Genomic DNA, 26,772 nt, shown 5'->3' on the forward strand with positions numbered 1-26,772 from the left:
AACGCCTGTTCGGGCCCTCGGTCGCGCAGTACCGTGCGCGGAAAGTCCGCACGGCAGGGGGTGGCCGATGCCCGGGTACGACACGCTCGCCGCACGACTCACCATCCACCTCGACGCCTCGGTGCTCTGGCACCACCGGCCGGCCTACGCCGAACTCGTCCACCGGGCCCACCGGGACGGCCTGCTCGGCGCGAGCGTCTTCCAGGGCGTCACCGGCTTCGGCGCGGGCGACCCCAAGGCGACCCCGCACGGGACGAAGGGCCCCTGCGCGGTGGTCATCGTGGACGAGGAGCCGCGGCTGCGCTCCTTCCTGCCCCGGGTGGCCGACGTCCTGGGGGAGACGTCCGCGGTCGCCGTACTGGACCGGGTGCGCATCCACACACCGACCGCCCATGAGTGAGCGGAGGGACCGGACGCGGCTGGTTGAATCCCGGCCGCTTGTCCGGAATCCGAGCCACCTGCCTGCGTATGGCCCTCCACCCGCCTACGCTCACTGCGTGCTGCGCATCATCGACGACCGAACCGGCGAGCCCGTGGACGCCGCCCCCGCCCGCCGGGGCCTGACCCGAGTCGAGGCCCATGTCCCGGGCTACGACCCATCCGCCCTGCGCGTGCTGCTCGTCGCCGACGTGCTGGTCCGGGCCCTGGAACTCGGCGGCACGCCGGTCTGGGCGCTGCTCACCGGCGAGCGGGAGCAGGCGGAACTGCGGGCGGGCGCCGCTGCCCTCGGCATCCGGCCCTTCGAGGACCGGCGGGACGTCGGGCCCGGGTGGGGCGAGGCCCAGGTCGTCCATGTGGTGAGGGAGGGCGGTGCGAAACCCGACGGCGTACGGATCGCCGTCGCGCCCGTCGAGCAGGCGGCGGACATTCCGGAGGACGCCGACCCCGCCGCGGTGCGCCTCGCCCTGCTCTCCACACGCCGTGGCCTGCCCGTGCGACTCGACGCGGCCGCGCTGAGCGAGGCCCACGAGACCCTCGTCCACTGGCGCAGGTCGGTCGCCGCCTGGGCCCGGCATCCGTCGCGGCCGGTCCCCGACGAGGTGCGCGGACAGCTCCGTGCCGCCTGGGAGGACGATCTGAACGTGCCCGACGTCCTGCGGACACTGCGCTGGGTGGAGGCGTCGCAGGTACCGGAGGGCGCCCGCTTCGAGACGTACGCCTACGCGGACCGGCTCCTCGGCCTCGAACTCACCCGCGACCTCGGAGCCCCGGAATGATCGCCCGCGGACCGGGCCCGCTGCGCCGCCTGGTCGTCCTCCGGCACGCCAAGTCCGCTTGGCCCGAGGGCGTCCGCGACCATCTACGCCCCCTCGCACCGCGCGGCCGCCGGGACGCACCGGCCGCGGGCCGCGCCCTCGTCGAGGCCGACCTGCTGCCGGACCTCGCCCTGTGCTCCACCGCCGTACGTGCCCGTCAGACCTGGGAACTGGCGTCCGCGCAGTGGGGCACCCCGCCGCCGGTGCGCCTGGCCCCGGATCTGTACGCGGCCGACGTTCCCGACCTGCTGGCCGCGGTGCACGACGTGTCGCCCGAGGTCGAGACGCTGCTCCTCGTCGGACACAACCCCGGCCTGGAGGAACTCGTCCTCGCCCTGGCCGGGGACAGCCTCGACGACGCGCTGGACGAGGTCCGTGTCAAGTTCCCCACCTCGGCGATCGCCGTCCTGGCCTGGCACGGCACCGCCTGGCAGGGGCTCACGCCGGGAACCGCCCTCCTGACGAGCATGATCGTGCCCCGGGGCAAGAAGAAATGAGCTAGCCCACTTGGACCCGCGGCCGACGCTCCGGATCGGGCTCGGCGCGGAGCAGCACCTCACAGGTGACCGGTGCGACGCCCTGGCCGAAGACCAGGAAGCGGATGATCCGGCTGAGGGATTGCCCTCCGGCCGGCTGAAGCACGCGTGCGGGACCTGGCCGGTGCGGTACCGCAGGGCCGGCAGGACCGCCGCGATGGTGTTGGGGCACCGTCGCGCCGCCACCCGCAGCCGGCGCACGCCGTGCTTCTCGTCGCCGTGCACCTCGGGATCCGCGGTGAAGTCCGAGGAGTCCCGCACGAAGACCTTCTCGTGCGCCACCCGCCGGTGGACCGGCAGCGCGCCGAGCCGGGTCAGCGCCATCAGCACCAGGGCCGTGAGCGGGGACAGCAGACCGGCCGCGAGGGCTGCTCGCTCAGCCCCTCCGGCAGCCAGGCCCGGCAGCGAGCCTTGGCATCGCAGCCCCGTACTCGAACATCCCGGGGGCATTCGCCCCGTCGCAACGCCATTCACCACGGATTAGGCTGGCCCGATGCAGGACGAGTACCGCACAGTCGCCCACGCGCGCGTGCACGAGACCGAGGTCAACCGCTCCCGCTTCCTGTGCGCCCTCGCCCCCGCGGCCACGGAGCAGGAGGCCCAGGACTTCGTCGCGGCCGTCCGCAAGGAGCACGCCGACGCCACCCACAACTGCTTCGCCTACGTCATCGGCGCCGACGCCGCGATCCAGAAGGCGAGCGACGACGGCGAGCCCGGCGGCACCGCCGGCGTCCCCATGCTCCAGATGCTTCTGCGCCGCGACATGCGGTACGTCGTCGCCGTCGTCACCCGCTACTACGGCGGCGTCAAGCTCGGCGCGGGCGGCCTCATCAGGGCGTACGGCGGAGCGGTCGGCGAAGCCCTGGACGGGGCCGGCACGATCACCCGCCGCCGCTTCCGCCTGGCCACGGTGACCATCGACCACCAGCGCGCGGGCAAGGTGCAGAACGACCTGCGGGCGACCGGGCGCGACGTACGGGACGTGCGCTACGACGAGGCGGTCACGATCGAGATCGGGCTGCCGGACGCGGACGTGGAGGCCTTCAAGGGGTGGCTCGCCGACGCCACTGCCGGGACGGCCGGGTTCGAACTGGGCGGGGAGGCCTACGGGGACGCGTGACGATCCGGGTCAACCGGTCATAACGGGCACGCCTGGGGCCTGTCATGACGGGGCGATACGGGAGTAACCGCCCGTGATGTCAGACCCGGCCGTTAGTCTCGGGGATCATGAGGCTGCTGCACACTTCCGACTGGCATCTCGGCCGGGCGTTCCACCGGGTCAACATGCTCGGGGCCCAGGCCGAGTTCATCGGTCACCTCGTCACGACCGTGCGTGAGCGCGAGGTGGACGCGGTGGTCGTGTCGGGGGATGTGTACGACCGCGCGGTGCCGCCGCTCTCCGCGGTCGAGCTGTTCGACGACGCCCTGCACCGGCTCGCCGACCTCGGTGTGCCGACGGTGATGATCTCCGGGAACCACGACTCGGCCCGCCGGCTGGGCGTGGGTGCGGGCCTCATTGACCGCGCGGGTATCCATCTGCGGACCGAGCCGTCGGCGTGCGGGACGCCGGTGGTGCTCACCGACTCTCATGGCGACGTGGCCTTCTATGGGCTGCCGTATCTCGAACCAGCCCTGGTGAAGGACGAGTTCGGGGTCGAGACGGCGGGGCACGAGGCCGTGCTCGCCGCCGCCATGGACCGGGTCCGCGCCGACCTCGCCACGCGTGCGCGTGGAACGCGGTCGGTCGTCCTCGCGCACGCTTTCGTCACCGGCGGCGAGGTCAGCGACAGTGAGCGGGACATCACCGTCGGCGGGGTGGCCGCCGTGCCCGCCGGGGTGTTCGACGGCGTCGACTACGCGGCCCTCGGTCACCTGCACGGCAGCCAGACCATCACCGAGCGGGTCCGTTACTCCGGCTCCCCGCTGCCGTACTCCTTCTCCGAGGCCGACCACCGCAAGAGCATGTGGCTCGTCGACCTGGACGCCGACGGCTCGGTCACCGCCGAGCGCCTTGACTGCCCGGTGCCCCGCACGCTGGCCCGGATGCGGGGGACGCTGGAGGAACTGCTCGTCGATCCGGAGCTCGGGCGGCACGAGGAGGCGTGGGTCGAGGCAACGCTCACCGACCCGGTCCGCCCGGCCGATCCCATGGCCAGGCTCAGCGAGCGGTTCCCGCACACGCTCAGCCTGGTCTTCGATCCCGAGCGGGCGCCGGACGATCCCGACGTGTCGTACGCCAGGCGGCTGGCCGGGCGCAGCGACCAGCAGATCGCGGAGGACTTCGTGGCCCATGTGCGCGGCGCCGGACCCGACGAGCACGAACAGGCCGTGCTGCGGGACGCGTTCGACGCGGTGCGCGCGGACGAGACCGTGCGGGAGGTGGCGCGGTGAGGCTCCATCGACTGGACATCTGCGCCTTCGGGCCGTTCGGGGGATCGCAGACGGTCGACTTCGACGAGCTGTCGGCGGCCGGGCTCTTCCTGCTGCACGGGCCGACCGGCGCCGGCAAGACCTCCGTCCTGGACGCCGTGTGCTACGCGCTGTACGGCGCGGTACCCGGTACTCGGCAGAGCGGGCAGGGGATGACTCTGCGCAGTGACCATGCCGCCATGAGCACACGCACCGAGATCCGCCTCGAACTCACCGTCGCCGGGCGCCGGTTGGAGATCACCCGGCAACCGCCCTGGGAGCGGCCCAAGAAGCGCGGCGCGGGCACCACGCTCGACAAGGCCCAGAGCTGGCTGCGCGAGTACGACGCCGCGGCCGGGGCGTGGAAGGACCTCAGCCGGTCCCATCAGGAGATCGGCGAGGAGATCACCCAGCTGCTCGGCATGAGCCGTGAGCAGTTCTGCCAGGTCGTGCTGTTGCCCCAGGGCGACTTCGCGCGCTTCCTGCGCGCCGACGCGGAGGCACGCGGCAAGCTGCTGGGCCGGCTCTTCGACACCCACCGTTTCGCCGACGTCGAGAAGCGCCTCGTCGAGCGGCGACGCGCGGCCGAGGCCCAGGTGCGCGACGGTGACGCCGCGTTGCTGGCCGACGCGCACCGCATGCAGCAGGCGGCGGGCAACGCCATGGAACTGCCGGAACTGGCACCGGGTGAACCGGGACTGGCCGAGGCCGTGATGAGCGCCGCCGCCGTCGCCCGCAGCACCGCCCGCGAACAGCTGACCGTCGCCCACTGCCGCCTCACGGCCGCCGAGTCCGCGCAGGCGGCCGCCGAGCGTGGACTGGGGGAGGTACGCGAACTCGCCCGCCTGCAGAGGCGTTTCGGGGAGGCGCGGGAGCGGGCCGCACTGCTCGAGGAGCGCGCCGACGGCTACCACCAGGCGCAGATGCGTATGGAGCGGGCCCGCAAGGCCGAGGCGGTCGCGCCCGCCCTGGACCTGCGCGAGTCCGCCGAGACCGAGCACCGGCGGGCGGCCGCGGCGGAGGCACACGCGCGTGGCCTGCTGCCGGAGACCTTCGCGGGTGCCGGCGCCGCCGGACTCGCGGCCGCCGCCCGCCGGGCCGCGGAGGAACTGGGCGGACTGGAGTCGGCCCGCCGCGCCGAGCAGCGGCTCGCCGCGCTCGTCGAGGAGCGCGGCGATCTGGAGCGGCAGGAGCGGGCCGACGAAGGCCTGCTGGAGGACGCCGAGGACTGGCTCGCCGGATGGGAGGAGAGCCGCGTCGGTCTCCAGGCCCGCATCGACTCCGCCCAGGAGGCCGCGACCCGCGCCGAGCAGCTCGCCGTGCAGCGCGAGCCCGCGCAGAAGCGGCTCGGCGCCGCGCGCATGCGCGACCAGCTGGCCGGAGACACGGACTCCGCCGCCGAACACGCCCGTCTCGCACAGGAGCAGGCGCTCGGGGCCAAGGCGCACTGGCTTGACGTCAAGGAACAGCGTCTCAACGGCATCGCCGCCGAACTCGCCGCCCAGCTCGAGGACGGCACACCCTGTGCCGTCTGCGGCGCCACCGACCACCCCGCACCCGCACGCAAGGACGTCGGACACGTCGACCGGGAGGCGGAGGAGCGGGCGCTGGCCGCCTACCAGCAGGCGGAGGAACGCCAGACGGGGAAGGAACGGCGCCTGGCCGTCGTACGCGAGGCACTGGCCGCCGCGACCGCGGAGGCGGGGGACACGCCGACGGATCAACTCGCCTCGCAGTGGGAGGAGTTGGAGCGTCTCTACGCGCAGGCCCGCAGGGACGCCTCCGTCCTGCACTCCGCCAACGAGGAGCTGCGCCGGAGCGAGGCCGAGCACGAGCGGCGGACCGCGGACCGGCAGCAGGCGGCGGTCAGGTCGGCCTCGCGCGTGGGACATCGCGAAGGGCTGGACCGGGAAAAGGCCTTGCTGGAGGAGGAGTTGACCCAGGCGCGGGGCGCCGCCGCCAGCGTGGCCGCGCGGGCGGGCCAGCTGGAACGGCAGACCGCGCTCCTCACCGACGCGGCCGACACCGCACGCGCCGCCGAGGACGCCGCCCAGCGCCTCAAGGACGCCGACGCCCGCCTCGCCGACGCCGCCTTCCGCGCGGGTTTCGACACCCCGCAGGCCGCGGCCGCGGCGCTCCTCGACGAGCGGGCCCACCGCGAGCTCCAACACCGGCTGGACGCCTGGCAGTCCGAGGAGTCCGCCGTACGCGCCGTCCTCGCCGAGGCCGACACCGCGGCGGCCGCCCAGCAGTCGCCCGCCGACGTCGACGCGGCGGAGCGGACCGCCGCCGACGCGGGCCGGCGGGTCCGCGACGCGGCCTCCGCGCGCGACGCGGCCGCCCGGCGCTGCACCGAACTCGACCGGCTCTCCGGCCGTTCGGCCGCCGGCCTGCGGCGGCTGGCGCCGCTGCGTGAGGAGTACGACCGGGTGGCCCGCCTGTCCTCCCTCGCCGCGGGCACCTCGGCGGACAACGAACGCAAGATGCGTCTGGAGGCGTATGTCCTGGCGGCCCGCCTCGAACAGGTGGCGGCTGCCGCGACCGTACGGCTGCAGCGCATGTCGTCCGGGCGCTACACCCTCGTCCACTCCGACGACCGCGCAGGCCGCGGCCGCAGTGGCCTCGGGCTGCACGTGGTGGACGCCTGGACCGGACGCGAGCGCGACACGGCCACGCTGTCGGGCGGCGAGACCTTCTTCGCCTCGCTCGCGCTCGCCCTCGGCCTCGCGGACGTCGTCACGGACGAGGCCGGCGGGGTCCGGCTGGACACGCTCTTCATCGACGAGGGCTTCGGCAGCCTCGACGACCAGACCCTCGACGAGGTCCTCGACGTGCTCGACTCACTGCGCGAACGCGACCGCAGCGTCGGCATCGTCAGCCATGTCGCCGATCTGCGGCGCCGGATCCACGCGCAGTTGGAGGTCGTGAAGGGGCGGTCGGGGTCGGTGTTGAGACAGCGCGGAACCGGCTGAGCTCACCGGCCCAGCGGGCGGCGGGGCAGGGGCGAGGAGTAGACGACGCTCGTCGTCACCGAGCCCAGCGCGCCGATCTTGCCGGACACCTCTTCCAGGTGGTGCATCGAGCGGGCCGCGACCTTGATGACGAAGCAGTCGTCGCCCGTCACATGGTGCGCCTCGAGGATCTCGGGCGTCACGGCGACGAGGTCGTGGAACGGCTTGTAGTTGCCGTTCGGGTACCGCAGCCGTACGAACGCCAGGATCGGCAGGCCCAGCCGGTCCGGGTCCACGACCGCCGCGTACCCCTGGATGACGCCCGCCTCCTCCAGCCTGCGCACCCGCTCGGTGACCGCGCTCGCGGACATGGAGACGGCACGGGCGAGCTCGGCGAAACTGGCCCGGCCCTCCCGCTGGAGGACGTCGAGGATGCGCCAGTCGGTGGCGTCCGGGGAATACGCGGTCATGTCCGAGGAATAGCAGGGAATTCCCCGGTGGATCAAGGTCCACACCGTGGAACGGCCCTTCAGGAAGTGGATCATCGACCGTAGATTTCTGGTCATCGAGATCCATCAGGGAGGGACCAGATCATGACCGCCACCACCGTCAACCCCGTCCTGCGCGTCGCCCCCGCGGCCCCGGCCGAGGCGGCCGCCTACTTCCGCGCCAGCCTCGCCTTCCACGCCGACGTGTCCGACGTGGCCGCCGCGCTGGCCGCGCTCCAGGTCGACGGTGACCCCGGCTTCGTCGTCGTCGACTCCCGCTCCACCGCGTCCTGGGACCAGGGCCACATCCCCGGCGCGATCCACCTGCCCACCGCGCTCATCCCCGAGCAGGCCGAGCAGCTCCTCGACAAGTCCGTGCCGGTCGTGACGTACTGCTGGGGTCCCGGCTGCAACGGCGCGACCCGCGCTGCCCTCGCCCTCGCCGAACTCGGCTACCAGGTCAAGGAGATGCTCGGCGGCTTCGAGTACTGGGCGCGCGAGGGCTTCGAGTACGAGACCTGGGAGACCCGCGAGCGCCGCACCGCCGACCCGCTCACCGCGCCGGTGGACGCGGAGGACTGCGGCTGCTGAACCTCCCGGGTCCCGTGAGGTTCCTGGGGAGATGAATCCTTGAGTTTCCTGTGCGTGTAGGTTCTGCCGCATGGTGCGATACGCGGAGCCGGGCGCGGTGGAGTGGGTCGAGTCGGGCGGCGGGCCCCTCATAGCGGTCCCGGAGACGGTCCTCCCGTTCTGGGCGGGCGCCGACGGCGACGAGACGGCCTCGGACTACGACCGGGCCTGCGAGGTCGACGGGTTCGTCGGGCTCCTTCCGGTCGGGGACGCGGCGGCACTGGTCCTCGGCGACGAACCCGCCGCGACCTCCTACCTGCCCGACCACGAGACCTTCGTCCGGTGGTGCGCCGCGGAGTCCGAGGACGAGGTGCTGGCCGGTGTCCCGGCGGCCCTCGCGACCGCCGCCTGGGAGGACGAGGTGAGCTGGGTGGTGCCCGGCCCGGTCGTGCTGTTCGACGCGGCCTGGCCCGGCACCGACTCCGCGCGCGCCGACCACCTGACGGTCGCCCTGGCCCCGGGACGGTACGCGGTCCGCGCGGCCAGCGTGCGGCCCGGACCCGAGACCTGGCTGGGGCTCGTGCAGCTGCGGCGGCTGCCGAGCTGACCCGCCAGGTCCCGGTCCGGGCATCCCCGGCCTACGGGGCCTGCATCAGAGCTGAGCCAGCTCGTCCACCAGGTCGTCCAGTCCCAGGGAGCCCTGGGAGAGCGCCGCCATGTGCCAGGCCTTCAGGTCGAAGGCGTCGCCGTGCCGCTCGCGGGCCTTCTCCCGGCCGAGCAGCCAGGCCCGTTCGCCGAGCTTGTAGCCGATGGCCTGCCCCGGGATCGTCAGATAGCGGGTCAGCTCGCTCTCCACGAAGTCCGCCGGGCGGCTGCTGTGCGCGCCGAAGAACTCCTGGGCCAGCTCCGGCGTCCAGCGCTCGCCCGGGTGGAACGGGGAGTCCGCGGGGATCTCCAGCTCCAGGTGCATGCCGATGTCTACGATGACCCGGGCGGCCCGCATCATCTGCGCGTCGAGGTAGCCGAGCCGGTGCTCCGCGTCCGTGAGGAAGCCGAGCTCGTCCATCAGCCGCTCCGCGTACAGCGCCCAGCCCTCGGCGTTGGCGCTCACCCCGCCGATGGTGGCCTGGTAGCGGGAGAGGTCTCCGGCGACGTAGGTCCACTGCGCGAGCTGGAGGTGATGGCCCGGGACGCCCTCGTGGTACCAGGTCGAGACGAGGTCGTAGGCCGGGAAACGGGTCTGGCCCATCGTCGGCAGCCAGGTGCGGCCGGGGCGGGAGAAGTCCTCCGACGGGGGCGTGTAGTACGGGGCCGCGGCGCCGCCGGGCGGGGCGATGCGCGACTCCACCTTCCGTACCGGCTCGGCGAGTTCGAAGTGCGTGCCGTCCAGCTGCTCGATCGCCTGGTCCATCAGGCCCTGCAGCCACTCGCGGACCTCGTCCACGCCCTCGATGTGCTGGCCGTGCTCGTCGAGGTGGGCGAGCGCGACCCACGGCGTCTCGGCGCCGGGCAGGATCTTCTCCGCCTCCCGCTTCATCTCGGCGAGCAGCCGGTGGTACTCGGACCAGCCGTACGCGTACGCCTCGTCCAGGTCGAGGTCCGTGCCGTTGAAGTAGCGCGACCAGCGGGCGTACCGCTCACGCCCCACCGTGTTCGGCGCGCCCTCGATCGTCGGCGCGTACACGTCGCGCATCCAGTCGCGCAGTTCGACGACGGCCGCGGTCGCGGCGTGGGCGGCCTCGTCCAGCTCGGTGCGCAGCGCCTCGGGGCCCTCCGAGGCGAAGTCCTCGAACCAGCCGCGGCCTTCACCGGTGTCCGCCCACTCGGTGAGCTGCTCGACGAAGGTCGCGGTCGGGCGGGGGGACGCGTACAGCTTGCGTTCCAGGCCGGCCGCGAGGGACTCGTGGTAGCCGGCCAGCGCGGTCGGTACCGCGCGCAGCCGCTCGGCGATCGCCGCCCAGTCCTCGTCGGTCTCCGTCGGCGTCACGGTGAAGACCTCGCGCACCGAGTGCGGGGGCGTGGCCATGTTGCCCACCGAGCGCAGGCCCTCGTCGGCGTCGTGCACGGCGATTTCCGCGGTCAGCCGCTCGCGCAGCAGACGGGCGCAGCGGCGCTCGATGTCACTGTCCGCGCCGGGCTGCCGTTCGGCCTCGTCGAGCTTCGCGAGCGTGGCCCGCTGAAGCTCCGCGAGCGCCTCCTGGCCCGCCGGTGAGGTGTCGGGCAGCCTGCTCGAACTCTCCTTCACACCAAGGTAGGTACCAGTGACCGGATCGAGGGCGATGAGGTCGTCGACGTAGGCGTCGGCGACCTCACGGGGAAGCGGGCTCTTGGTCTGTGACATGCGGTCCATCCTCATACGACGGACCGCCACACGTCACGCGGATTGAGCCGAGGGCGCCCCGACAGGGGCGCGGGGCTGTATCGACAGCAGCTCCGCTGCGTGGGCGCGACCGGCCACGGCGAACCCGCAGTCGCCAGTCGCGCCACAGCCCCTACGGCGCTTCGGCGCTCGTAACCCCCACGGCGCCCTCTGCCGCTCCCAGGGGAGAATCCAGCCGAGCGGTGATGACCAAGGTCCCCTCCTCGATCTGGTAGTCGAGCGGAAGCTCAAGACCCCGCATCGCGGCAACCATCCCGGTGTTGGACGACTGCGTCACGGCGTACACACTCTCGCACCCCGCCGCGACCGCCATCCCCACCAACCTGCGAAGCAACTCGCTGCCGATGCCCCGCCGCTGCCACTCGTCCTCGACGAGCAGCGCGACCTCCGTCTCGTCGCCGTCCCACAGCAGATGGCCGAGCCCGACGATCCGCCCCGACGCGGTCTGGACGGCGAGCGTCCGGCCGTAGCGCGGACTGAGCAGGTGGTTGAGATAGCGGTCGGCATCGCCGATCGGCCCGTGGTACCGCATGCCCAGTGTCCGCGTCGAGCACCGCTCCTGCATCGCCTTCGCGGCCTCCAGGTCGCCGGTGTCGGCCCGGCGGACGGTGATGTCGTTGCCCTCGGGCAGCGTCAGCACGTCCTGGCTGCGCGGAACGCGCGGACCGAGCCGGGCGTCCAGCTCCACCAGGGCCCGCGCCCGGGCGAACTCGGTCGGCGTGAACGGCAGGTACGGCCGCTCCACGGTGATCACTCCGCCTTCCGGCGCCCGCAGACGCATCACGGTGTCCTCGAGAGCTCCCTCCACGGGCACGCCCTCCGGCCCGCGACCGCCGCCGACCGGAGCGGCCGGCAGGGAGCGGATGGTGCACCGGCCCAGCAACTGTCGTAGCGCAAGCGGCAGTTCGGCTGCGTCCAGGGCGGTGCGGGTCGCGAGGCCCAGCACCCGGGTCGGCGCGTCCACGAGGTCGTGCGCGTCGGCCCGCTCGATCCAGGTGTCGGTGCCGCCGGCGAGCGAGATCTCCCGGGCGAGCTCGGATCCCTCGAGGTCGGCGGGGGCGCGCAGCAGGAACTCGTCCACCGTGCCTTCGGCCAGGGGGTGCGTCTGCAGGCTGAGGATGTCGACCCGGCGTCCGGCGAGGGCCGTGCACAGGGCGGCCAGCGATCCCGGTTCGTCCTTCACCGTCGTCCGCATCCGCCACAGCGTGCTCACCCCGGACGGCCCGGCCTGCCGCTCTTCGGACAGCGGCCGGGCGTCGGTATCGCCCGCCGGCGGTGCGTGACCGTGGCGGCGTGCCCACCATGTGTGGAATCCCTTGGTGGCGGCCAGGAACCAGTTGCCGTGCTTCGCACGCGTCACTTCAGTCATGTCTTGAGTCATGCAGCCACTGTGAAGGAAGGGTGTTGCGTGATCACGAACGCTTTGTGACCGGGCGGTAAAGCATGACTCTGTACCTTTTGTGGTTATTTCAACCATCCAGGGGGCCTGGGGCGCGCCGCGCACCGGGGGATGACGCCGATGCGCGGCTCATGGTCGAGCGTACGGGAGTTACTGGCCCACCCGGCCCGGCTGCAACACCTGTGTGAACAGCACGGTGCCGTCCTGCTCGCGCAGCCGCACCGTCAGCTCGCCGCTGTCGCCGTCGATGTCGACCTCGCCGAAGAACTGGTAGCCGCCGGCGGGCGAGACGTTCGAGGCGGTCGGCGCCTTCACGAACACCCGCTCCGGACCGAAGGTGTCGTCGAGCGCGTTGGCCGGGAAGGCACCCGCGTTGAGCGGGCCCGAGACGAACTCCCAGAACGGCTCGAAGTCGGTGAAGGCGGCCCGGGAGGGCTGGTAGTGCTGGGCCGAGGTGTGGTGCACGTCGGCGGTCAGCCACACCGTGCCGGTGATCCGCCGGTGCTTGATGTGCCGCAGCAGTTCGGCGAGCTGCAGCTCCCGCCCGAGCGGAGCACCCGGGTCGCCCTGGGCCACCGCCTCGATGTTCGCCTTGCCCTCGGTCGTGTCGGGCACGACCAGGCCGAGCGGCATGTCGGAGGCGATCACCTTCCACACCGCACGCGAGCGCGACAGCTCCCGCTTGAGCCAGTCGAGCTGCTCGCGGCCGAGGATGCCCTGCGGGTCCACGGTCTGGTCGTCCGCCGAGTTGGCGTTGCGGTACGTCCGCATGTCCAGCACGAACACGTCGAGCAGCGGCCCCTGCCGCAGCACCCGGTAGACGCGGCCGTCCCCCGCGCCCGGGCGCAGTGTGGAGATCGGGAAGTACTCGCTGAAGGCCCGCCGGGCCCGCGCCGCGAGGACGTCGACGCTCTTCTCGGTGTAGCGCGTGTCGGAGTCCAGGATCGTCTGGCCCGGGTACCAGTTGTTGCGCACCTCGTGGTCGTCCCACTGGATGATCGACGGGACCTGGGCGTTGAACGCCCTGAGGTTGTCGTCGAGCAGGTTGTAGCGGAAGTTCCCGCGGAACTCGGCCAGCGTCTCGGCGACCTTGGACTTCTCCTCGGTGGTGATGTTCCGCCAGGTGCTGCCGTCGGGCAGGGCTGCGGTCGCCGCGATCGGGCCGTCGGCGTAGATGTTGTCGCCGCTGCAGAGGAAGAAGTCCGGGTCGAGCGCGGACATCGCGTTGTAGATCGTGTAGCCGCCGAAGTCCGGGTTGATTCCCCAGCCCTGCCCGGCCAGGTCGCCGGACCACAGGAACCGCACCCCCTCGCGTCGCCGGTCGGACACCGTCCGGAAGGTCCCGGTGACCGGCTCGCCGGTGCGGCGCGGGTCGTCCGGGTCGGCCAACAGCACGCGGTAGTGGATCTGCTCGCCCGAGGGCAGACCGCGCAGTCGCGTCGTACCGGTGAAGTCCGTGTCCGCGCCGAGCAGCGGGCCGTACCATCTGCGCGGGTTGCGGAACGACTCGGTCGCCGACGTTTCGACGATCATCCGGGCCGGACGGTCGGACCGCACCCACACCAGTCCGGAGTCGGCGGTCACGTCTCCCGTCTGCACGCCCCAGCCCGCCTCGGGGCGCCCGGACAGGGCGAACGCCGGCGCCGCGCCGAGGGCGCCGGGCACGGTCAGGGCCGCCGACGCGGCCAGTGAGCCGCGCAGGACGCTGCGGCGGCCGGGGAACGGACGGTGTGACATGGATGCGCCTCCAGGGACGGGATCCGGCCAGTGTGCGATGCCACAACTACTGGTGCGCCACGGCGCACACGGAAACCACAAGTGAACAACTGACCGCGGGAACAAGGGAACCGGTGTGCGAGCAGAGAGGTTCACCCGTAGGAGGCTGCGGCGTTCACCCGGCGACGGCGGCCTCGGCCATCAGCCGTACGCCCGCCCGGATCCGGGTGGGCGACAGGTGCGCGTATCCCAGCACCAGCCGTACACCCTCTTTTGCGGCGGCCTCGGCACGCGCGTGCGTGTAGTCCGTCAGCGGGCGCACCGTCACCCCGGCCGCGGCCACGCGCGCGAGGAACCCCTCCTGCGGCCCGAAGCGTTCCGGCAGCGCGGCGATGACGTGGAGACCCGCGGCGATCCCGGACACCTCCGAGCCGGGGAAGTGCTCGTCGAGCGCGGTCACGAGCGCGTCGCGCCGTTCCCGGTAGGCACGCTGGCAGCGGCGCAGCTGACGGTCGTAGTCGCCGCGCTCCACGAACCGGGCGAACAGCGCCTGGTCGAGCGTGGGATGGCCGAGGTCCATGGTCCGTTTGCGTTCCACCACGTCGTCGGCCAGCGACTCCGGGACCAGCAGCCAGCCGAGCCGCAGTCCGGGGGCGAGGGACTTGCTCACGGAACCCGCGTAGGCGACGCGGTCCGGGTCAAGGCCCTGGAGCGCGCCGACGGGGGCGCGGTCGTAGCGGAAGTCGCCGTCGTAGTCGTCCTCCAGGACGAACCCCTCGACCTCCCGTGCCCAGTCGAGGAGTTCGGCGCGGCGGCGGGCGGAGTAGGCGATGCCGGTGGGGAACTGGTGGGACGGCGTCGCCACCACGGCCCGTACGCCCGAGGCTCGCAAGGGGCCCATGGCGATGCCCTCCTCGTCCACGGGCACGGGCACGGTGGTGACACCGGTCGAGGCGTACAGGGCGTCGTGCTGGGGGCTGCCGGGGTCCTCGACGCCGACCATCGGCAGCCCGCGCGCGTGGAACACGGATCCGAGCAGCGCCGTCGCCTGCGCCACGCCGGAGACGACCACGATGCGCTCCGGGTCGGCGACCACGCCCCGGCGGCGGGCCAGCAGCTCGGCCAGGGCGCTGCGCAGCCGGGGCAGCCCGCGCGGGTCGGGGTAGCCGAGGTCGTGGTGCGGCAGCTCCGCCAGCACGCCCCGCTGTGCCGTGGCCCAGGCGGCGCGGGGGAACAGCGACAGGTCCGGGGTGCCGGCCACGAAGTCGGCCCGGGCGCCGGGAGGACGCGGGGCGAGGTCACGCGCGCGGGGACGGGCGGCCCGTACGGCACCGCCGACCCAGGTCCCGGCACCCCGGCCGCTGCGCAGATAGCCCTCCGCAGTCAGCTGCTCGTACGCCTCGGTGATCAGCCCGCGCGACACCCCGAGGTCGGCGGCGAGATCCCGGCTCGACGGCAGCCGGGTCCCCGGCGTGAGCCTGCCCGAGCGGACCGCCTCACGCAGCGCCGCCTGCAGTGAACGGCCACGCGTGCGTGCCGGTGCCGAGACGGCGGGAAGGAGCAGCTCCCAGGCGGGTGAGCCCGCACCGGCATGTCCGTCCGGATTGGTCCGCGATGGCGTCATGGAAGTGGACCTTAAACCGGACCGCCCCGCTTCCTAACGTCACTTCCATGAACATCACCACCACGCGCGGGTCTCTGCTCGCCGCGCTCGCCGGTGTCCTCGTCGGCGGGTCCTTCACCGCCAACAGCCTTCTCGGCGACTACCCGTACGCGGGCGGACAGTTCCTGCGCTACGGCGTGGCCGCGCTGTTGCTCCTCCCGCTGATCGGAAGGGGCGCGACGGCCAGGCTGCGGGCGCTCGAACCCCGCCAGTGGGCCCGCCTCGCGCTGCTCGCGGCCGTGGGGATGGTCGGCTTCAACCTCGCCGTCATCGCCGCCGAACGCACCGCGGAACCGGCCGTCCCGGGCGTGTTCGTGGGCTGCGCGCCGGTGGTCGTGGCCGTCCTGGTCCCGCTGCTGGACGGGCGGCGGCCCCAACGTGCCGTGCTGCACGGGGCGTTGCTCGTCGCGGTCGGCGCCTTCACCGTGCAGGGCTGGGGCCGTACGGACGGCGCGGGCCTCGCCTTCTCCGCGTGCGCGCTGGCCGGCGAGGTGGGGTTCGCCGTGCTCGCCGTACCGGTGCTGCGGCCCCTGGGGCCACGGCTGCTGTCCGCCACGGTCTGCGCGGTCGCCGCAGCCGAGGCCGCGGTGGCCGGACTGCTCCTGGACGGCACGGCGTGGCTCCGGCGCCCCGACAGCACGGAGGCCGCCGCGCTGCTGTGGCAGGCGGCGGTCGTCACCGTCGTCGGCTTCGTGTGCTGGTACATGGGCATGCAACGGATCGGCGCGGAGCGCGCCACGCTGTTCTCGGGCCTCATCCCCGTCGCGGCCGCCTGCACCGCGCCACTGGTCGGTACGGGTTCCTACGGCGCCGCCCAGGCCGTCGGCAGCGCCCTGGTCGGCGCCGGAGTCGCCCTGGGATCGGGCGCGTTGGCCCGGAGTGGCCCAGGAGTACGGTTCGGCAGCGCCCTTAAGGGGCGCGAGGCTGCATCGATATGCGGCTCCGCCGCGGGGCGCGACCAGCCACGACGATGCAGCAGACGAACGACGGCACACAGCGGCACTTCCCCAGCGGCACCCCTAGCGGAGCGTCCCGTCGAGGATGACCCGTGCGACCAGCGCCGGGTCGTCGTTCATCGGGCAGTGCCCGCAGCCGGGCAGCCGCACCAGCCGGGCCTTGGGGATGAGCCGCTTGGCCCGCACGCCCTGCCGGGGCACCAGCAGCATGTCCCTGCTGCCCCAGGCCACGGTGACCGGGATCCCGGGGACGTCGTCGGTGAACTGGACGGCGCCGCCCGCCCGGAGGGTGTCGTCGAACCCCGTGGCCCGCGCCAGGGCGAGTGTCTCGGCGACCACGGCCTCGGGTGAACGGCGGCCCGGGCGGGCGTAGATGGTGCTCGTCAGCATCGTGCGGCCGGCCGCCGAGCGCGACAACTGCTCGACCAGCGGCAGCGGCAGCCGCCGGGAGATGTGGCGCATCGCCAGCAGGACGCCGAAGGCGTAGCGCCGCTCGGCCTGCGACCAGAACCCGGCGGGGGACAGGGCGGTGACGGACCGTACGAGCTTCTCGCGGCCGAGTTCCAGGGCGAGCAGACCACCGAGCGAGTTGCCCGCCACATGCGGACGGTCGAGTTCCAACGCCTCGCAGAACGCGCCGAACACGGCGGTCGTCGTGGCCAGGTCGTAGGCGAACCCGTCCGGCAGGCCCGGGGAGGCGCCGAAGCCGGGCAGATCCACGGTGATCACATCGCGCTCGGTCGCCAGGATGTCCACCACCGGGTCCCAGGCCTGCCGATGGTGACCTATCCCGTGCAGCAGGAGCAGCGGCTCACCGCTGCCCACGCGCGCGTAGGACACGGTCACGGGCTGCGGCCCGCGCGGAGAGGGCACTTCGAAGGAGACGGTGGCGGACATGCGGACTCCTCGACGGGGCTCACGGACGGACGCGCTGTAGACACCTTGTCAGCAATTGCTACCGACGGGTAGCCCCTCGACACGGCTCCCGCCCATATCGCCTGGACACGGCCGAACACGTCGGCTGGGATGGACCCGTGACCACCGACACCGCAACCGATGTCTTCGAAGAACACCGCCCCGTCCTCCTGGGCGTCGCCTACCGCATGCTCGGGCGCGTCGCCGACGCGGAGGACGTCGTGCAGGAGGCCTGGCTACGCTGGACGGCCGCCGACCGAAGCGAGGTGAGCGAACCACGCGGCTATCTGGTGCGCATCACCACCCGCCTCGCCATCGACCGGCTCCGCCAGCTGAAGGCACGCGGCGAGACCTACGTCGGTCCGTGGCTGCCCGAGCCGTACGCGACCGACTTCGGGGACACCGTGCCCGACACCGCCGAGCGCGCGGTGCTCGCCGACTCGGTCTCCCTCGCCGTACTCGTCGTCCTGGAGTCGCTGTCCCCGCTGGAGCGGGCGGTGTTCGTCCTCAGGGAGGCCTTCGGCTACCCGTACGCGGACATCGCCGCCATGCTCGACCGCGCCGAACCGGCGGTACGGCAACTCGCCGGGCGGGCGCGCAAGCACGTCGAGGAACGGCGACCGCGCTACGAGGTCGACCCCGTCCAGCGTCGCGATCTCACCGAGCGGTTCCTCGCCGCGGCGGCGGAGGGCGACCTGGAGGGGCTCATGTCCCTGCTGGCCCCGGACGTCCGCCTCGTGGGCGACAGCGGCGGGAAGAGCAAGGCGCCGCTGCGGGTCCTGGAGTCGGCCGACAAGGTGGGCCGCTTCCTCGTCGGCGTCACGCAGAAGGGCGTTCCGGACCTCTCCTTCCGCTTCCTGGAGCTCAACGGGGGACCCGCGGTGCTGGTCCTGTCCGGCGACAAGCCCGACAGCGTGTTCCAACTGGACATCCTCGACGGGCACATCCAGTCCGTGTACATCATCCGCAACCCCGACAAGCTGCGGTCCCTGTCCGAGGCCTGACGTCCGGCGCGTACGGCGTCGTACGAACGCCCCGTGAACGCTTCGCGGCACCGTGCCTGTGTGTTGCCCCGGGGATCGAGGATTGGTCTTGACCAAGGGTGGGGGCCGCCCTATGGTCGCAGAGAAGTGCAACAACCTTTAATAAACAAGGGCGCTAAAACGCCGCCGGACCACGGCGATTGCGGAGGCAAGGGTGGGGACCACGCAGCTGGAAACGGTGCCGGAACCGAAGTACTGGCATCTCAAGACCGTGCTCAGTGAGGCACTGGACTCCGAATTCTCCGTGGGCGAGATCCTGCCCAACGAGCGCGACCTCGCCGCTCGCTTCGGCGTCGCCCGCGCCACGCTCCGCCAGGCCCTGGAGCAGCTCGAACTGGAAGGCAGGCTGCAGCGCCGCCGCGGTGTCGGTACGACCGTCGCCCCGCCGCGCGTGGGTGTGGCCGTCGGCACCGAACAGCACGCCTGGCCGGGCACGGCCGGTGACGACTGGCAGCCCGTCGACTGCATCACGGCGGTGCCGCCCGCGGCCGTCGCCGACATCCTCGAGATCGACCACGACCGGCCCGTGCACATCGTGCGCCGCTCCCGTATGACCCACGGCCAGCCCGTCGCCGCCGAGCTCCTCTACGTCCCCGAGACCTCGGTGCCCGCCCTGTCCGCCATAGACGCGCCGTCCGGGGCGGCACGCGCGCGTGCCGTGCTGCGCGAGCTGCAGCGCCTGGAGCTGGAGGGCCGGGAGAACGCCGTCGAGCTTGGCTCGGCCCGCGCGGACGACGCCAGGGAACTGGACCGGCTCCCCGGGGCGCCCGTCCTCGTCGTCACCACCCGCTTCGTCGCCGCGGGCAGCGTCACCGCACTCTCGGTCGCCACGTATCGCGCCGACACCTGCCGGCTGACCTTCGGGGACTCCGGCGCAGTGGAGATCCACCAGGGGCCGGAGCGTCGGGCCTCCTGACCCGCACCACCGCCGTACGAGCAGTGCCCCGGAAGATCCTTCCGGGGCACTGCTCGTGTCAGCGGCGCCCTGTCACCGTGCCCTCCACCGCGAACAGCTGCTCCTCCACATGGTCGAGGGCGAGCCGCAGCGCGCCCGTCGCCACGGCAGCCTCGCCGAGGAGCGACAGGGTCACCTTCGGCGGGCGCAGGCAGTAGCGCGCCAACTCGCGCCGCAGCGGCTCCAGTACGCCGTCCAGACCGGCCGCCCAGCCGCCGATCACGACGAGTTCCGGGTCGAGGGCCAGCACGAGCGCCGCCACGTCGTGGACCAGCCGCTGGATGAAGCGGTCGACGGCCGCGCGGGCCCGCTGGTCGCCCTCGCGGGCCTGTGCGAAGACCTCGGCGACCGCCTGCTCGTCGAGCGGGTGCAGCGGCTCGTCCGTGGTGGACAGGAGCGTCTCCGGGGTGACCTCACGGCCCAGCAGGTGCAGCGCGCCGATCTCGCCGGCCGCCCCACCGTACCCGCGGTGCAGCTGCCCGCCGATCAGCGAACCGGCTCCCGGGCTCAGCCCGGCCAGGACGAACACGACGTCGTCCGACTCCGTGGCGGATCCCTTCCAGTGCTCGGCGACCGCCGCGGCGTTCGCGTCGTTCTCGACGAGGACCGGGCACTTGAAGGAACGGCTCAGCCGTTCGCCCAGGCGCAGCCCGGTCCACTCGGGCAGCGCGGCGCACAGCCGCACGGTGCCGTCGGCCTCGACGATCCCGGGTGAGGCGACCCCCACGGCCCGCAGGGACTCGCGCGCGACACCGGCCCGGCGCAGCAGTTCGCCGACCGCGGTGCGCAGCCGCTCCAGGCGCTCGTCGGCGGGAGCCGACTCGTCGACGTCCTTGGCGACGGCGCCGAGCACCCGGCCGTCCAGGTCGGCGAGGAGCGCCGCCACCCGGTGGGACCCGATGTCCAGGCCCAGCAGATGACCGGCCTCGGCCCGGAACCGGAACCTTCGTGCCGGCCGCCCCTGGCGCCGGGCGACACTCTCGTCGGCCGCCTTCTCCACGACGAGACCGGCCTCGATGAGCCCCTCGACGACGCCCTCGACGGTTGGCCGGGACAGTCCGGTCACCCGGGTGATCTCGGTCAGCGTCGCGCAGTCCGTGGCGCGCAGGGCATGCAGCACCACCGCGGAATTGATCCTCCGCAGCAGCGAGGGATCCCCGCCGGTCAGCCGCCCCAAGGTCCGTCCTCCCAGCTCGTGCGCGTGTTGGCCGGATCGTACTCGGCGCGGCGCACCCCGGCGAGTGCCGGGACCCGCGAGATCGCCGGCCGGGCGCAACGGCGAGATCCGGTCAGGCGGGCGCGACGAACCCCGACTCGTACGCCGCGATCACGGCCTGGGTGCGATCCCGGGCTCCCAACTTCGCCAGGACGGCGCTCACATGGGACTTGACCGTCTCCGTTCCGACGACCAGCCGGGCGGCGATCTCCGCGTTGGACAGCCCGCGCGCCATCAGCCGGAGCACCTCGGCCTCGCGCTCGGTCAGCTGGGCCCGCTCCATCACGGCGCGGGCCGCTCGGTTGCCGCCGTCGTCGCCGTACTGCGCGGCGAGCTGCCGCACCGAGGCCGGGAACAGCAGTGACTCGCCCTCCGCGACGAGCCGCACCGCGTGCACGATCTCGGCGGGCCGCGCCCGCTTCAGCAGAAACCCGTCGGCGCCGGCCCGCAGCGCCTCGTACACGTACTCGTCGTTCTCGAAGGTCGTCACCACGAGGATCTTCGGCGGATCGTCGACCGTGCGCAGCACCGCCCGTGTGGCCTCGATGCCGTCCAGGAGCGGCATCCGTACGTCCATGGCCACCACGTCGGGCCGCAGCTGCCGCACCAGCGGGATCACCGCCGCCCCGTCCGCCGCCTCCCCGACGACCTCGATGTCCGGCTGCGCCTCCAACACGGCCCGCAGACCGGCGCGTACGAGGGGTTCGTCGTCGACGAGGAGAACGGTGACCGGCATCCGGCCAGCGTAGATCAGCGCAACGGCAGCTCGACCTGCACCTGCCAGTCACCCTGGTCCGGCCCTGTCTGCGCACGGCCCCCGAGCAGGGCCGCGCGCTCGCGTATGCCGCGCAGGCCGCTGCCCCGGCCGGGGCCGGGTATGTCGGCGGTGAGCGGATTGCGGACCTCGAGGCCGAGGGCGCCGTCGTCGACCTCGATGCGGACCCGGACGGGGACGGCGCCCGCGTGCCGCAGCACATTGGTCAGCGATTCCTGGAGGATGCGGTAGCCCTCGCGGGAGACCGGAGCGGGCACGCTGTCCAGGGGCCCGGCCATCTCGACGTCGACCTTCGCCCCGGAGGCGCGAGCCGACTCCAGCAGCCGGTCGGCGTCCGTGAGTGTCGGCCGGCTGCTGACCGGCCGCTCCGACTCGCGCAGGATGCCGAGCACCCGCTCCAGGTCCTCCAGGGCGGCCCGCCCGGTGTCCTCGATGGCAGCCAGGGCGCGGTCGGTGAAGGCGGGGTCTCCGGCCGCCCGCGCGGCGCCCGCCTGCACGACGGCGACGGTCAGCGCGTGACCGATGGAGTCGTGGAGCTCGCGGGCGATGCGGGTGCGCTCCAGGAGTTGCTCGGTGCGCATCTCCATGGCGGCGAGGCGCTCGGCGGGGGAGGGGCCGAGGAGACGGAGGGCCAGTGCGGTGATCAGTCGGCCCGAGCCGACCACCGTCGCCGCCATCGCGGCCAGCGTCAGGGGAGCGAGCAGGGCGTACCACCGATGGTGGTGGCCGTCGAGGAGGAACAGCAGGCCCTCCCCGATGTCACGGCCGAACGCCGCCGACACCAAGTCCACCGACGCGATGAGCAGTTGGACGGTGAGCATCGAGGTCGCGCAGCCGAGCAGCAGCCGCGCCTCCAGCCACACGACGAGCCGCCCCCGGTCGCTCCAGGAGGCGGACGGAGCGACGACGATGTCGGTGCTCTCGCTGTCGTGCCGGTGACCGGTCAGCAGCAACCTGGCCTGCAGCCCCTCCACGGTGCGCATCGCGGGCACCAGCCCGACCGGGGCGAGCACCGCGGCCGCCACCACCCAGGTCCACCACGCTTCCTCGATGAACAGCCACATGGACGGCCACACGATGGCGATGAACAGATGCAGCAATCGTGTGTACGTCACCGCCCGGCCGAACGGGCGCAGCATGCGGACCATTCCGTCATCGTGCCAGCCACCACTGACAACCGACCTCCCCCGCACGGGGGAGACGATCTCCACCGGCGGGGGAGGCACCGCCCCCGCCCCGGGCGCCAGGCTGCTGCCATGACCACCATCGAAGTCCGAGAGCTCACCAAGGAGTACGGCACCCGGCGAGCCGTGGACGACCTCACCTTCACCGTCCTCCCCGGCCGCGTCACCGGCTTCCTCGGCCCCAACGGCGCCGGAAAGTCCACCACCATGCGGCTCGTGCTAGGCCTGGACCGGACGACCTCCGGTTCCGCCACGGTCGGAGGTCGTCGGTACGACACCCTCCGCGAACCCCTGCGTCACGTCGGCGCCCTGCTCGACGCGCAGGCCGCCCACGGCTCCCGCACCGGCCGCGACCACCTGCGGACCCTGGCCGCCAGTAACCGCATCCCGCTCGGCCGGGTCGACGAGGTACTGGAGGAGACCGGCCTCGCGTCGGTGGCGCGCCGCCGGGTGAAGACGTACTCCCTGGGCATGCGCCAGCGCCTCGGCATCGCAGCCGCGCTGCTCGGCGACCCCGAGGTGGTCATGCTCGACGAGCCCTCGAACGGCCTCGACCCCGAAGGGATCATCTGGATCCGCGAGTTGCTGCGCCGGCTCGCTGGGGAGGGGCGCACGGTCCTGGTCTCCAGCCACCTGATGAACGAGACCGCGTCCTTCGCCGACCACCTCGTGGTGCTGGGCAAGGGCCGTCTCCTGGCCGACACCCCGATGCGGGAGTTCATCCACGCACGCGTGCAGCCCAGCGTGCGGATCCGCACCACGAACCCCACCGCCCTCAAGGCGGTCCTCGCCCAGCACGGCCACGACGCCGCCGAGCACGAGGACGGCCACTGGACCGTGCACCACGCGCGCGTGGACGAGATCGGCCGCCTCGTGTCCGCCGTGGGCGTCCCCATCCTCGAACTCGCCGCTGAAGAGGGCACGTTGGAGCAGGCCTATCTGGACCTGACGTCCGCCGAGACCGAGTTCACCGCACAGCCGCAGGAGGCCTGACATGCCGTACGCACCCGTCCTCCACTCCGAGTGGCTGAAGATCCGTACGCTCCGCTCGCTCCTCGGGGCGCTGCTGGCGCTGTTCGCCGCGACCACGGCGTTCTCCGCGATCGCCGGTGTCTCCGAGACGTCCGACCCGGAGTTCGACCCGCTGTTCATGGCGCTGTCCGGTGTCGGACCGGGCCAGATCGCCGCGATCTCCTTCGGTGCCATGGCCGTCTCGTCGGAGTTCCACGGGGGTGGACTCCGGCTCTCGCTCGCCGCGGTGCCGCAACGCGGAAGGTGGTTCGCGGCCAAGGCGACCGCGATCGCCGTACCGGCCCTGGCAGTTGGGCTGGTGACCGCCCTCGCCGCGCTCCTGGTCGCGAAGGCGGGCCTCGGCGACGCGGCGAGCGGTCTCACCGTCGGCGAGCAGGTGCGCGGCGTCGTGGGCTGCGGCATCTACCTGATGCTGATGGCGCTGCTCGCGGCCGGTCTCGCGGCCTTGCTGCGCAGCGGGGCGGCCGCGCTGTCCGTGCTGATCCCGCTCGTCCTGGTCGTCTCGTTCGTGATCGGGGACGTGGCCGGCGGTGCCACGGACTTCATGCCGGACCGGGCGGGGCAGATCGTCCTGTACCAGACCCACGGCGGACCGCTCGGACCGTGGTCCGGGCTCGCGGTGACCGCGCTGTGGACAGCGGCGGCACTGGTGGCGGGAGCGTGGAGCCTGCGGCGCAGGGATGCCTGACGGCACGCCAGTTGTCAGTGGGACCCGGTTTACTGGATCACATGGACATCGCGAAGGATCTCGCCCTGATCGACCTGCTGTGCGCCCGGGACTTTCCCGCGGAGCACAGCGGGACGGACGGCGCTCCGGCCGGACCCGGCTACCACAGCGCGTGGTTAGGGCCGGGTGACTGGCCCGACGCGAGCGATTGCTACGCCTACGAAGCGGCTGTCGTCGAACGGTTGACACAGAGGTGGGGAGCGTCGTCGCGCTGGGGGACCGTGACACTCGGGGAGCGCATCGCAGGAGGAGAGGACATACCCAAGCCGTGGCCGATGCTCAGCGCCCTGGCATCCGACCTGCGTACGTGGGAGGTGCCCGGCAGCAGCCGCCTGGTCACCGTGGCGGTCGCCGACCGGGATGACGAGAACCAACCGCAGCTGTGGGTTGTCGTGACGGACACTGATCCGCCGTGACCCGTCAGGTCTCGGCCGCCACCCGCAACCGCCCGAACTCCTCCGCCATGGTCGCCGCCGTCCAATGAGCGTTCAGCCCGCTCGGATTCGGCAGCGCCCACACCCGCGTATCCCCGAAAGCCCGCTCCTGCGGACCCACCTGGGCCTTCTTGTCGTCGAACGCCGCGCGATAGGCGGTCACCCCCACCACCGCCAGCCACCGTGGCCGCAACTGCTCCACCTTGGCCGCCAGTTGCCGCCCGCCCTCGCGGTACTCCTCCGCGCTCAGCTCATCGGCTCGTGCGGTCGCCCGCGCCACGACGTTCGTGATGCCGAGGCCGTACGACAGCAACTCGTCCTGTTCCGAAGGCTTCATGAGGCGAGGCGTGAACCCCGACAGGTGCAGCACCGGCCAGAACCGGTTGCCGGGACGGGCGAAGTGATGGCCCGTCGCGGCCGTCATCAGGCCGGGGTTGATGCCGCAGAACAGCACGTGGAGGCCGTCCGCGACGACGTCCGGTACGAAACGGTCGCGAGCGGCCTCCAGCTCGGCCTTGGTGAAGCGGGTCAGAGGATCGCTCCGGGCGTGTAGCCCGCGGCCTCGGGGTGCTGCTTCGCGATCTCCTCGATACGGCCGACGACGGCGGCGACCTGGTCGGCCGCGGCGCCCGTGAAGGAGAGCTTGTCGGCCATCAGCTCGTCCAGCTGGGCGCGGTCGAGCGGGATGCGCTCGTCGGCGGCGAGCTTGTCGAGGAGCTCGTTGCGCTCGGCGCCCTGCTCGCGCATCGCGAGGGCGGAGGCGACGGCGTTCTCCTTGATCGCCTCGTGCGCGACCTCACGGCCGACGCCCGCGCGCACCGCACCCATCAGCACCTTGGTGGTGGCGAGGAACGGCAGGTAGCGGTCCAGCTCGCGCGCGACGACCGCCGGGAAGGCGCCGAACTCGTCGAGGACGGTCAGGAAGGTCTCCAGCAGACCGTCCAGGGCGAAGAAGGCGTCGGGGAGGGCCACCCGGCGCACCACCGAGCAGGACACGTCGCCCTCGTTCCACTGGTCGCCGGCCAGCTCACCGGTCATCGAGGCGTATCCACGCAGGATGACCATGAGGCCGTTGACGCGCTCGCAGGAGCGGGTGTTCATCTTGTGCGGCATCGCGGAGGAGCCGACCTGACCCGGCTTGAAGCCCTCGGTCACCAGCTCGTGCCCAGCCATCAGCCGGATCGTCTTCGCCAGCGAGGACGGCGCCGCGGCCACCTGCACCAGCGCGGTCACGACCTCGTAGTCCAGCGAGCGCGGGTAGACCTGACCGACCGAGGTGAACGCCTGCGAGAAGCCCAGGTGCCGGGCGATCCGGTTCTCCAGGTCCGCGAGCTTCGCCGCATCCCCGCCGAGCAGGTCCAACATGTCCTGCGCCGTGCCGACCGGGCCCTTGATGCCGCGCAGCGGGTAGCGGCCCAGCAGCTCCTCGACGCGCCCGTACGCCACGAGCAGCTCGTCGGCCGCGGTCGCGAAACGCTTGCCCAGGGTGGTGGCCTGCGCGGCCACGTTGTGGGAGCGGCCGGCCATGACCAGCTCGCCGTACTCGCCGGCCAGCTTGCCCAGGCGCGCCAGCACGGCCACCGTACGGTCGCGCATCAGCTCCAGGGAGAGCCGGATCTGCAGCTGCTCGACGTTCTCCGTGAGGTCGCGGGACGTCATGCCCTTGTGTACGTGCTCGTGCCCGGCGAGGTCGTTGAACTCCTCGATCCGTGCCTTCACGTCGTGCCGCGTGACCTTCTCGCGCTCGGCGATGGAGGCCAGGTCGACGGTGTCGAGGACACGCTCGTAGTCGGCGATCGCCGCGTCCGGCACCTCGATCCCGAGGTCCTTCTGGGCCCGCAGCACGGTGAGCCAGAGCTGCCGCTCCAGCTTCACCTTCTGCTCGGGAGACCAGAGCGTGGCGAGCTCGGCGGAGGCGTAGCGTCCGGCGAGGACGTTCGGGATGCGGGGCTTGGCGGGCGCAGAAGTCACGTGGACGGATTCTACTGGCGATTCGTGCAGGCCAGCGCGACGGGTGCGTTCGGTTGAACCTACGAGACCTGCGTCACGCCCTCGCCCTGGGGGCTGCCGCCCCCAGACCCCCGCTGTCGGCCCTGAAGGGGCCTCGTCCTCAAACGCCGGACGGGCTGAAAAGATCAAGCCCCAGCCGGGAAAGTCCAGCCTCGGC

24 protein-coding genes and 2 pseudogenes are annotated in these 26,772 nt (G+C 72.6%); 14 read left to right on the plus strand and 12 right to left on the minus strand.

Going from position 1 to position 26,772, the window contains the following annotated elements; all coding sequences use genetic code 11:
- The first annotated feature begins 67 nt into the window (after positions 1-67).
- From IG08_RS0131845 to IG08_RS0131855, 3 genes are all read left to right on the plus strand, one after another.
- On the plus strand, positions 68-400 hold the full coding sequence (locus tag IG08_RS0131845; RefSeq protein WP_030610331.1) for a DUF190 domain-containing protein: 333 nt from the start codon (positions 68-70) through the stop codon (positions 398-400).
- 97 nt (positions 401-497) lie between these two features.
- Positions 498-1,217: a hypothetical protein gene (locus tag IG08_RS0131850; RefSeq protein ID WP_234343019.1), complete on the plus strand. Its 720-nt coding sequence runs from the start codon at positions 498-500 to the stop codon at positions 1,215-1,217.
- Positions 1,214-1,753: a SixA phosphatase family protein gene (locus IG08_RS0131855; protein ID WP_030610336.1), complete on the plus strand. Its 540-nt coding sequence runs from the start codon at positions 1,214-1,216 to the stop codon at positions 1,751-1,753. The genes IG08_RS0131850 and IG08_RS0131855 overlap by 4 nt, the downstream gene beginning before the upstream one ends.
- A 1-nt stretch (position 1,754) precedes the next feature.
- Here the strand turns inward: IG08_RS0131855 and IG08_RS61630 are convergent.
- Positions 1,755-2,062: pseudogene (locus IG08_RS61630) on the minus strand (amino acid transporter); the annotation flags it as partial.
- A gap of 223 nt (positions 2,063-2,285) precedes the next feature.
- Between IG08_RS61630 and IG08_RS0131865 the strand changes: the two are divergent.
- The 3 genes from IG08_RS0131865 (at position 2,286) to IG08_RS0131875 (ending at position 7,173) form a co-directional block, all read left to right on the plus strand.
- On the plus strand, positions 2,286-2,912 hold the full coding sequence (locus IG08_RS0131865; RefSeq protein ID WP_030610338.1) for a YigZ family protein: 627 nt from the start codon (positions 2,286-2,288) through the stop codon (positions 2,910-2,912).
- Between the two features lie 107 nt (positions 2,913-3,019).
- Positions 3,020-4,183: an exonuclease SbcCD subunit D gene (locus tag IG08_RS0131870; protein ID WP_030610340.1), complete on the plus strand. Its 1,164-nt coding sequence runs from the start codon at positions 3,020-3,022 to the stop codon at positions 4,181-4,183.
- Complete coding sequence (locus IG08_RS0131875; protein ID WP_030610343.1) at positions 4,180-7,173, plus strand: AAA family ATPase; 2,994 nt, start codon at positions 4,180-4,182, stop codon at positions 7,171-7,173. The genes IG08_RS0131870 and IG08_RS0131875 overlap by 4 nt, the downstream gene beginning before the upstream one ends.
- Positions 7,174-7,175: 2 nt before the next feature.
- Here IG08_RS0131875 and IG08_RS0131880 read toward each other — a convergent pair whose 3' ends face one another.
- On the minus strand, positions 7,176-7,622 hold the full coding sequence (locus tag IG08_RS0131880) for an Lrp/AsnC family transcriptional regulator (protein WP_030610347.1): 447 nt from the start codon (positions 7,620-7,622) through the stop codon (positions 7,176-7,178).
- 123 nt (positions 7,623-7,745) lie between these two features.
- Between IG08_RS0131880 and IG08_RS0131885 the strand changes: the two genes are divergently transcribed.
- Positions 7,746-8,231 carry a rhodanese-like domain-containing protein gene (locus IG08_RS0131885; protein ID WP_030610350.1) on the plus strand — a complete coding sequence of 162 codons (486 nt, stop codon included), beginning with the start codon at positions 7,746-7,748 and terminating at the stop codon, positions 8,229-8,231.
- 70 nt (positions 8,232-8,301) lie between these two features.
- On the plus strand, positions 8,302-8,817 hold the full coding sequence (locus IG08_RS0131890; protein ID WP_030610353.1) for an immunity 21 family protein: 516 nt from the start codon (positions 8,302-8,304) through the stop codon (positions 8,815-8,817).
- A 45-nt stretch (positions 8,818-8,862) separates the two neighbouring features.
- On the opposite strand, the gene IG08_RS0131895 is transcribed toward IG08_RS0131890, so the two are convergent.
- The 4 genes from IG08_RS0131895 to pdxR form a co-directional block, all read right to left on the minus strand.
- Positions 8,863-10,551, minus strand: coding sequence for a DUF885 domain-containing protein (locus IG08_RS0131895; protein WP_030610356.1), 1,689 nt, complete (start codon positions 10,549-10,551; stop codon positions 8,863-8,865).
- A 151-nt stretch (positions 10,552-10,702) separates the two neighbouring features.
- Positions 10,703-11,959 carry a GNAT family N-acetyltransferase gene (locus IG08_RS0131900; protein WP_052424949.1) on the minus strand — a complete coding sequence of 419 codons (1,257 nt, stop codon included), beginning with the start codon at positions 11,957-11,959 and terminating at the stop codon, positions 10,703-10,705.
- Between the two features lie 180 nt (positions 11,960-12,139).
- Positions 12,140-13,726 carry an alkaline phosphatase D family protein gene (locus IG08_RS0131905; protein WP_030610362.1) on the minus strand — a complete coding sequence of 529 codons (1,587 nt, stop codon included), beginning with the start codon at positions 13,724-13,726 and terminating at the stop codon, positions 12,140-12,142.
- Between the two features lie 154 nt (positions 13,727-13,880).
- Positions 13,881-15,329, minus strand: a complete 1,449-nt coding sequence (gene pdxR, locus IG08_RS0131910; protein WP_030610366.1) for a MocR-like pyridoxine biosynthesis transcription factor PdxR — start codon at positions 15,327-15,329, stop codon at positions 13,881-13,883.
- A 47-nt stretch (positions 15,330-15,376) separates the two neighbouring features.
- Between pdxR and IG08_RS57575 the strand changes: the two are divergent.
- Positions 15,377-16,165 (plus strand): annotated as a pseudogene (locus IG08_RS57575) (DMT family transporter); the annotation flags it as partial.
- Between the two features lie 222 nt (positions 16,166-16,387).
- On the opposite strand, the gene IG08_RS0131920 reads toward IG08_RS57575, so the two are convergent.
- A complete protein-coding gene (locus IG08_RS0131920; protein ID WP_030610373.1) occupies positions 16,388-17,221 on the minus strand; it encodes an alpha/beta fold hydrolase in 834 nt (277 codons plus the stop codon).
- Between the two features lie 137 nt (positions 17,222-17,358).
- On the opposite strand from IG08_RS0131920, the gene IG08_RS0131925 reads away from it, so the two are divergent.
- On the plus strand, positions 17,359-18,243 hold the full coding sequence (locus IG08_RS0131925) for an RNA polymerase sigma-70 factor (RefSeq protein ID WP_030610377.1): 885 nt from the start codon (positions 17,359-17,361) through the stop codon (positions 18,241-18,243).
- 193 nt (positions 18,244-18,436) lie between these two features.
- Entirely contained in the window at positions 18,437-19,198 is a 762-nt protein-coding gene (locus IG08_RS0131930) for a GntR family transcriptional regulator (RefSeq protein ID WP_030610379.1), read from the plus strand.
- Between the two features lie 58 nt (positions 19,199-19,256).
- Here IG08_RS0131930 and IG08_RS0131935 read toward each other — a convergent pair whose 3' ends face one another.
- From IG08_RS0131935 to IG08_RS0131945, 3 genes are all read right to left on the minus strand, one after another.
- The gene (locus IG08_RS0131935) at positions 19,257-20,414 is read right to left on the minus strand and encodes an ROK family transcriptional regulator (protein WP_030610381.1); all 1,158 of its coding nucleotides are present in this window, start codon (positions 20,412-20,414) and stop codon (positions 19,257-19,259) included.
- 112 nt (positions 20,415-20,526) lie between these two features.
- Positions 20,527-21,189, minus strand: a complete 663-nt coding sequence (locus IG08_RS0131940; RefSeq protein ID WP_030610383.1) for a response regulator — start codon at positions 21,187-21,189, stop codon at positions 20,527-20,529.
- A gap of 14 nt (positions 21,190-21,203) precedes the next feature.
- A complete protein-coding gene (locus IG08_RS0131945) occupies positions 21,204-22,376 on the minus strand; it encodes a sensor histidine kinase (protein ID WP_030610387.1) in 1,173 nt (390 codons plus the stop codon).
- Positions 22,377-22,484: 108 nt separating this feature from the next.
- On the opposite strand from IG08_RS0131945, the gene IG08_RS0131950 reads away from it, so the two are divergent.
- Genes IG08_RS0131950 through IG08_RS0131960 form a run of 3 tightly spaced genes read left to right on the plus strand, consistent with a single transcriptional unit; the run spans position 22,485 to position 24,587 of the window.
- Complete coding sequence (locus IG08_RS0131950; RefSeq protein WP_030610389.1) at positions 22,485-23,405, plus strand: ABC transporter ATP-binding protein; 921 nt, start codon at positions 22,485-22,487, stop codon at positions 23,403-23,405.
- Position 23,406: 1 nt separating this feature from the next.
- A complete protein-coding gene (locus IG08_RS0131955; protein ID WP_030610390.1) occupies positions 23,407-24,132 on the plus strand; it encodes an ABC transporter permease in 726 nt (241 codons plus the stop codon).
- A gap of 41 nt (positions 24,133-24,173) precedes the next feature.
- Positions 24,174-24,587, plus strand: coding sequence for a hypothetical protein (locus tag IG08_RS0131960; RefSeq protein ID WP_030610393.1), 414 nt, complete (start codon positions 24,174-24,176; stop codon positions 24,585-24,587).
- Positions 24,588-24,591: 4 nt separating this feature from the next.
- Here the strand turns inward: IG08_RS0131960 and mug are convergent, their stop codons facing one another.
- Positions 24,592-25,137 carry a G/U mismatch-specific DNA glycosylase gene (gene mug, locus IG08_RS0131965; protein WP_078655830.1) on the minus strand — a complete coding sequence of 182 codons (546 nt, stop codon included), beginning with the start codon at positions 25,135-25,137 and terminating at the stop codon, positions 24,592-24,594.
- Entirely contained in the window at positions 25,134-26,576 is a 1,443-nt protein-coding gene (gene purB / locus IG08_RS0131970; protein ID WP_030610397.1) for an adenylosuccinate lyase, read from the minus strand. The genes mug and purB overlap by 4 nt, the downstream gene beginning before the upstream one ends.
- Between the last annotated feature and the right edge of the window lie 196 nt (positions 26,577-26,772).

Origin of the sequence: Streptomyces fulvoviolaceus (assembly GCF_000718165.1) — a bacterium.
Classification (GTDB): Bacteria; Actinomycetota; Actinomycetes; order Streptomycetales; family Streptomycetaceae; genus Streptomyces; species Streptomyces fulvoviolaceus.

What these genes read in the sequence shown, in the direction of transcription:
- IG08_RS0131870 (WP_030610340.1), top strand. Translation starts at nt 3,020, where the DNA reads ATGAGGCTGCTGCACACTTCCGACTGGCATCTCGGCCGGGCGTTCCAC.
- IG08_RS0131945 (WP_030610387.1), bottom strand. Translation starts at nt 22,376, where the DNA reads ATGGTCCGCATGCTGCGCCCGTTCGGCCGGGCGGTGACGTACACACGA.
- IG08_RS0131900 (WP_052424949.1), bottom strand. Translation starts at nt 11,959, where the DNA reads ATGACTGAAGTGACGCGTGCGAAGCACGGCAACTGGTTCCTGGCCGCC.
- IG08_RS0131895 (WP_030610356.1), bottom strand. Translation starts at nt 10,551, where the DNA reads ATGTCACAGACCAAGAGCCCGCTTCCCCGTGAGGTCGCCGACGCCTAC.
- IG08_RS0131885 (WP_030610350.1), top strand. Translation starts at nt 7,746, where the DNA reads ATGACCGCCACCACCGTCAACCCCGTCCTGCGCGTCGCCCCCGCGGCC.
- IG08_RS0131890 (WP_030610353.1), top strand. Translation starts at nt 8,302, where the DNA reads ATGGTGCGATACGCGGAGCCGGGCGCGGTGGAGTGGGTCGAGTCGGGC.
- IG08_RS0131940 (WP_030610383.1), bottom strand. Translation starts at nt 21,189, where the DNA reads ATGCCGGTCACCGTTCTCCTCGTCGACGACGAACCCCTCGTACGCGCC.
- IG08_RS0131955 (WP_030610390.1), top strand. Translation starts at nt 23,407, where the DNA reads ATGCCGTACGCACCCGTCCTCCACTCCGAGTGGCTGAAGATCCGTACG.
- IG08_RS0131865 (WP_030610338.1), top strand. Translation starts at nt 2,286, where the DNA reads ATGCAGGACGAGTACCGCACAGTCGCCCACGCGCGCGTGCACGAGACC.
- pdxR (WP_030610366.1), bottom strand. Translation starts at nt 15,329, where the DNA reads ATGACGCCATCGCGGACCAATCCGGACGGACATGCCGGTGCGGGCTCA.
- IG08_RS0131905 (WP_030610362.1), bottom strand. Translation starts at nt 13,726, where the DNA reads ATGTCACACCGTCCGTTCCCCGGCCGCCGCAGCGTCCTGCGCGGCTCA.
- IG08_RS0131950 (WP_030610389.1), top strand. Translation starts at nt 22,485, where the DNA reads ATGACCACCATCGAAGTCCGAGAGCTCACCAAGGAGTACGGCACCCGG.
- IG08_RS0131845 (WP_030610331.1), top strand. Translation starts at nt 68, where the DNA reads ATGCCCGGGTACGACACGCTCGCCGCACGACTCACCATCCACCTCGAC.
- IG08_RS0131880 (WP_030610347.1), bottom strand. Translation starts at nt 7,622, where the DNA reads ATGACCGCGTATTCCCCGGACGCCACCGACTGGCGCATCCTCGACGTC.
- IG08_RS0131855 (WP_030610336.1), top strand. Translation starts at nt 1,214, where the DNA reads ATGATCGCCCGCGGACCGGGCCCGCTGCGCCGCCTGGTCGTCCTCCGG.
- IG08_RS0131960 (WP_030610393.1), top strand. Translation starts at nt 24,174, where the DNA reads ATGGACATCGCGAAGGATCTCGCCCTGATCGACCTGCTGTGCGCCCGG.
- IG08_RS0131920 (WP_030610373.1), bottom strand. Translation starts at nt 17,221, where the DNA reads ATGTCCGCCACCGTCTCCTTCGAAGTGCCCTCTCCGCGCGGGCCGCAG.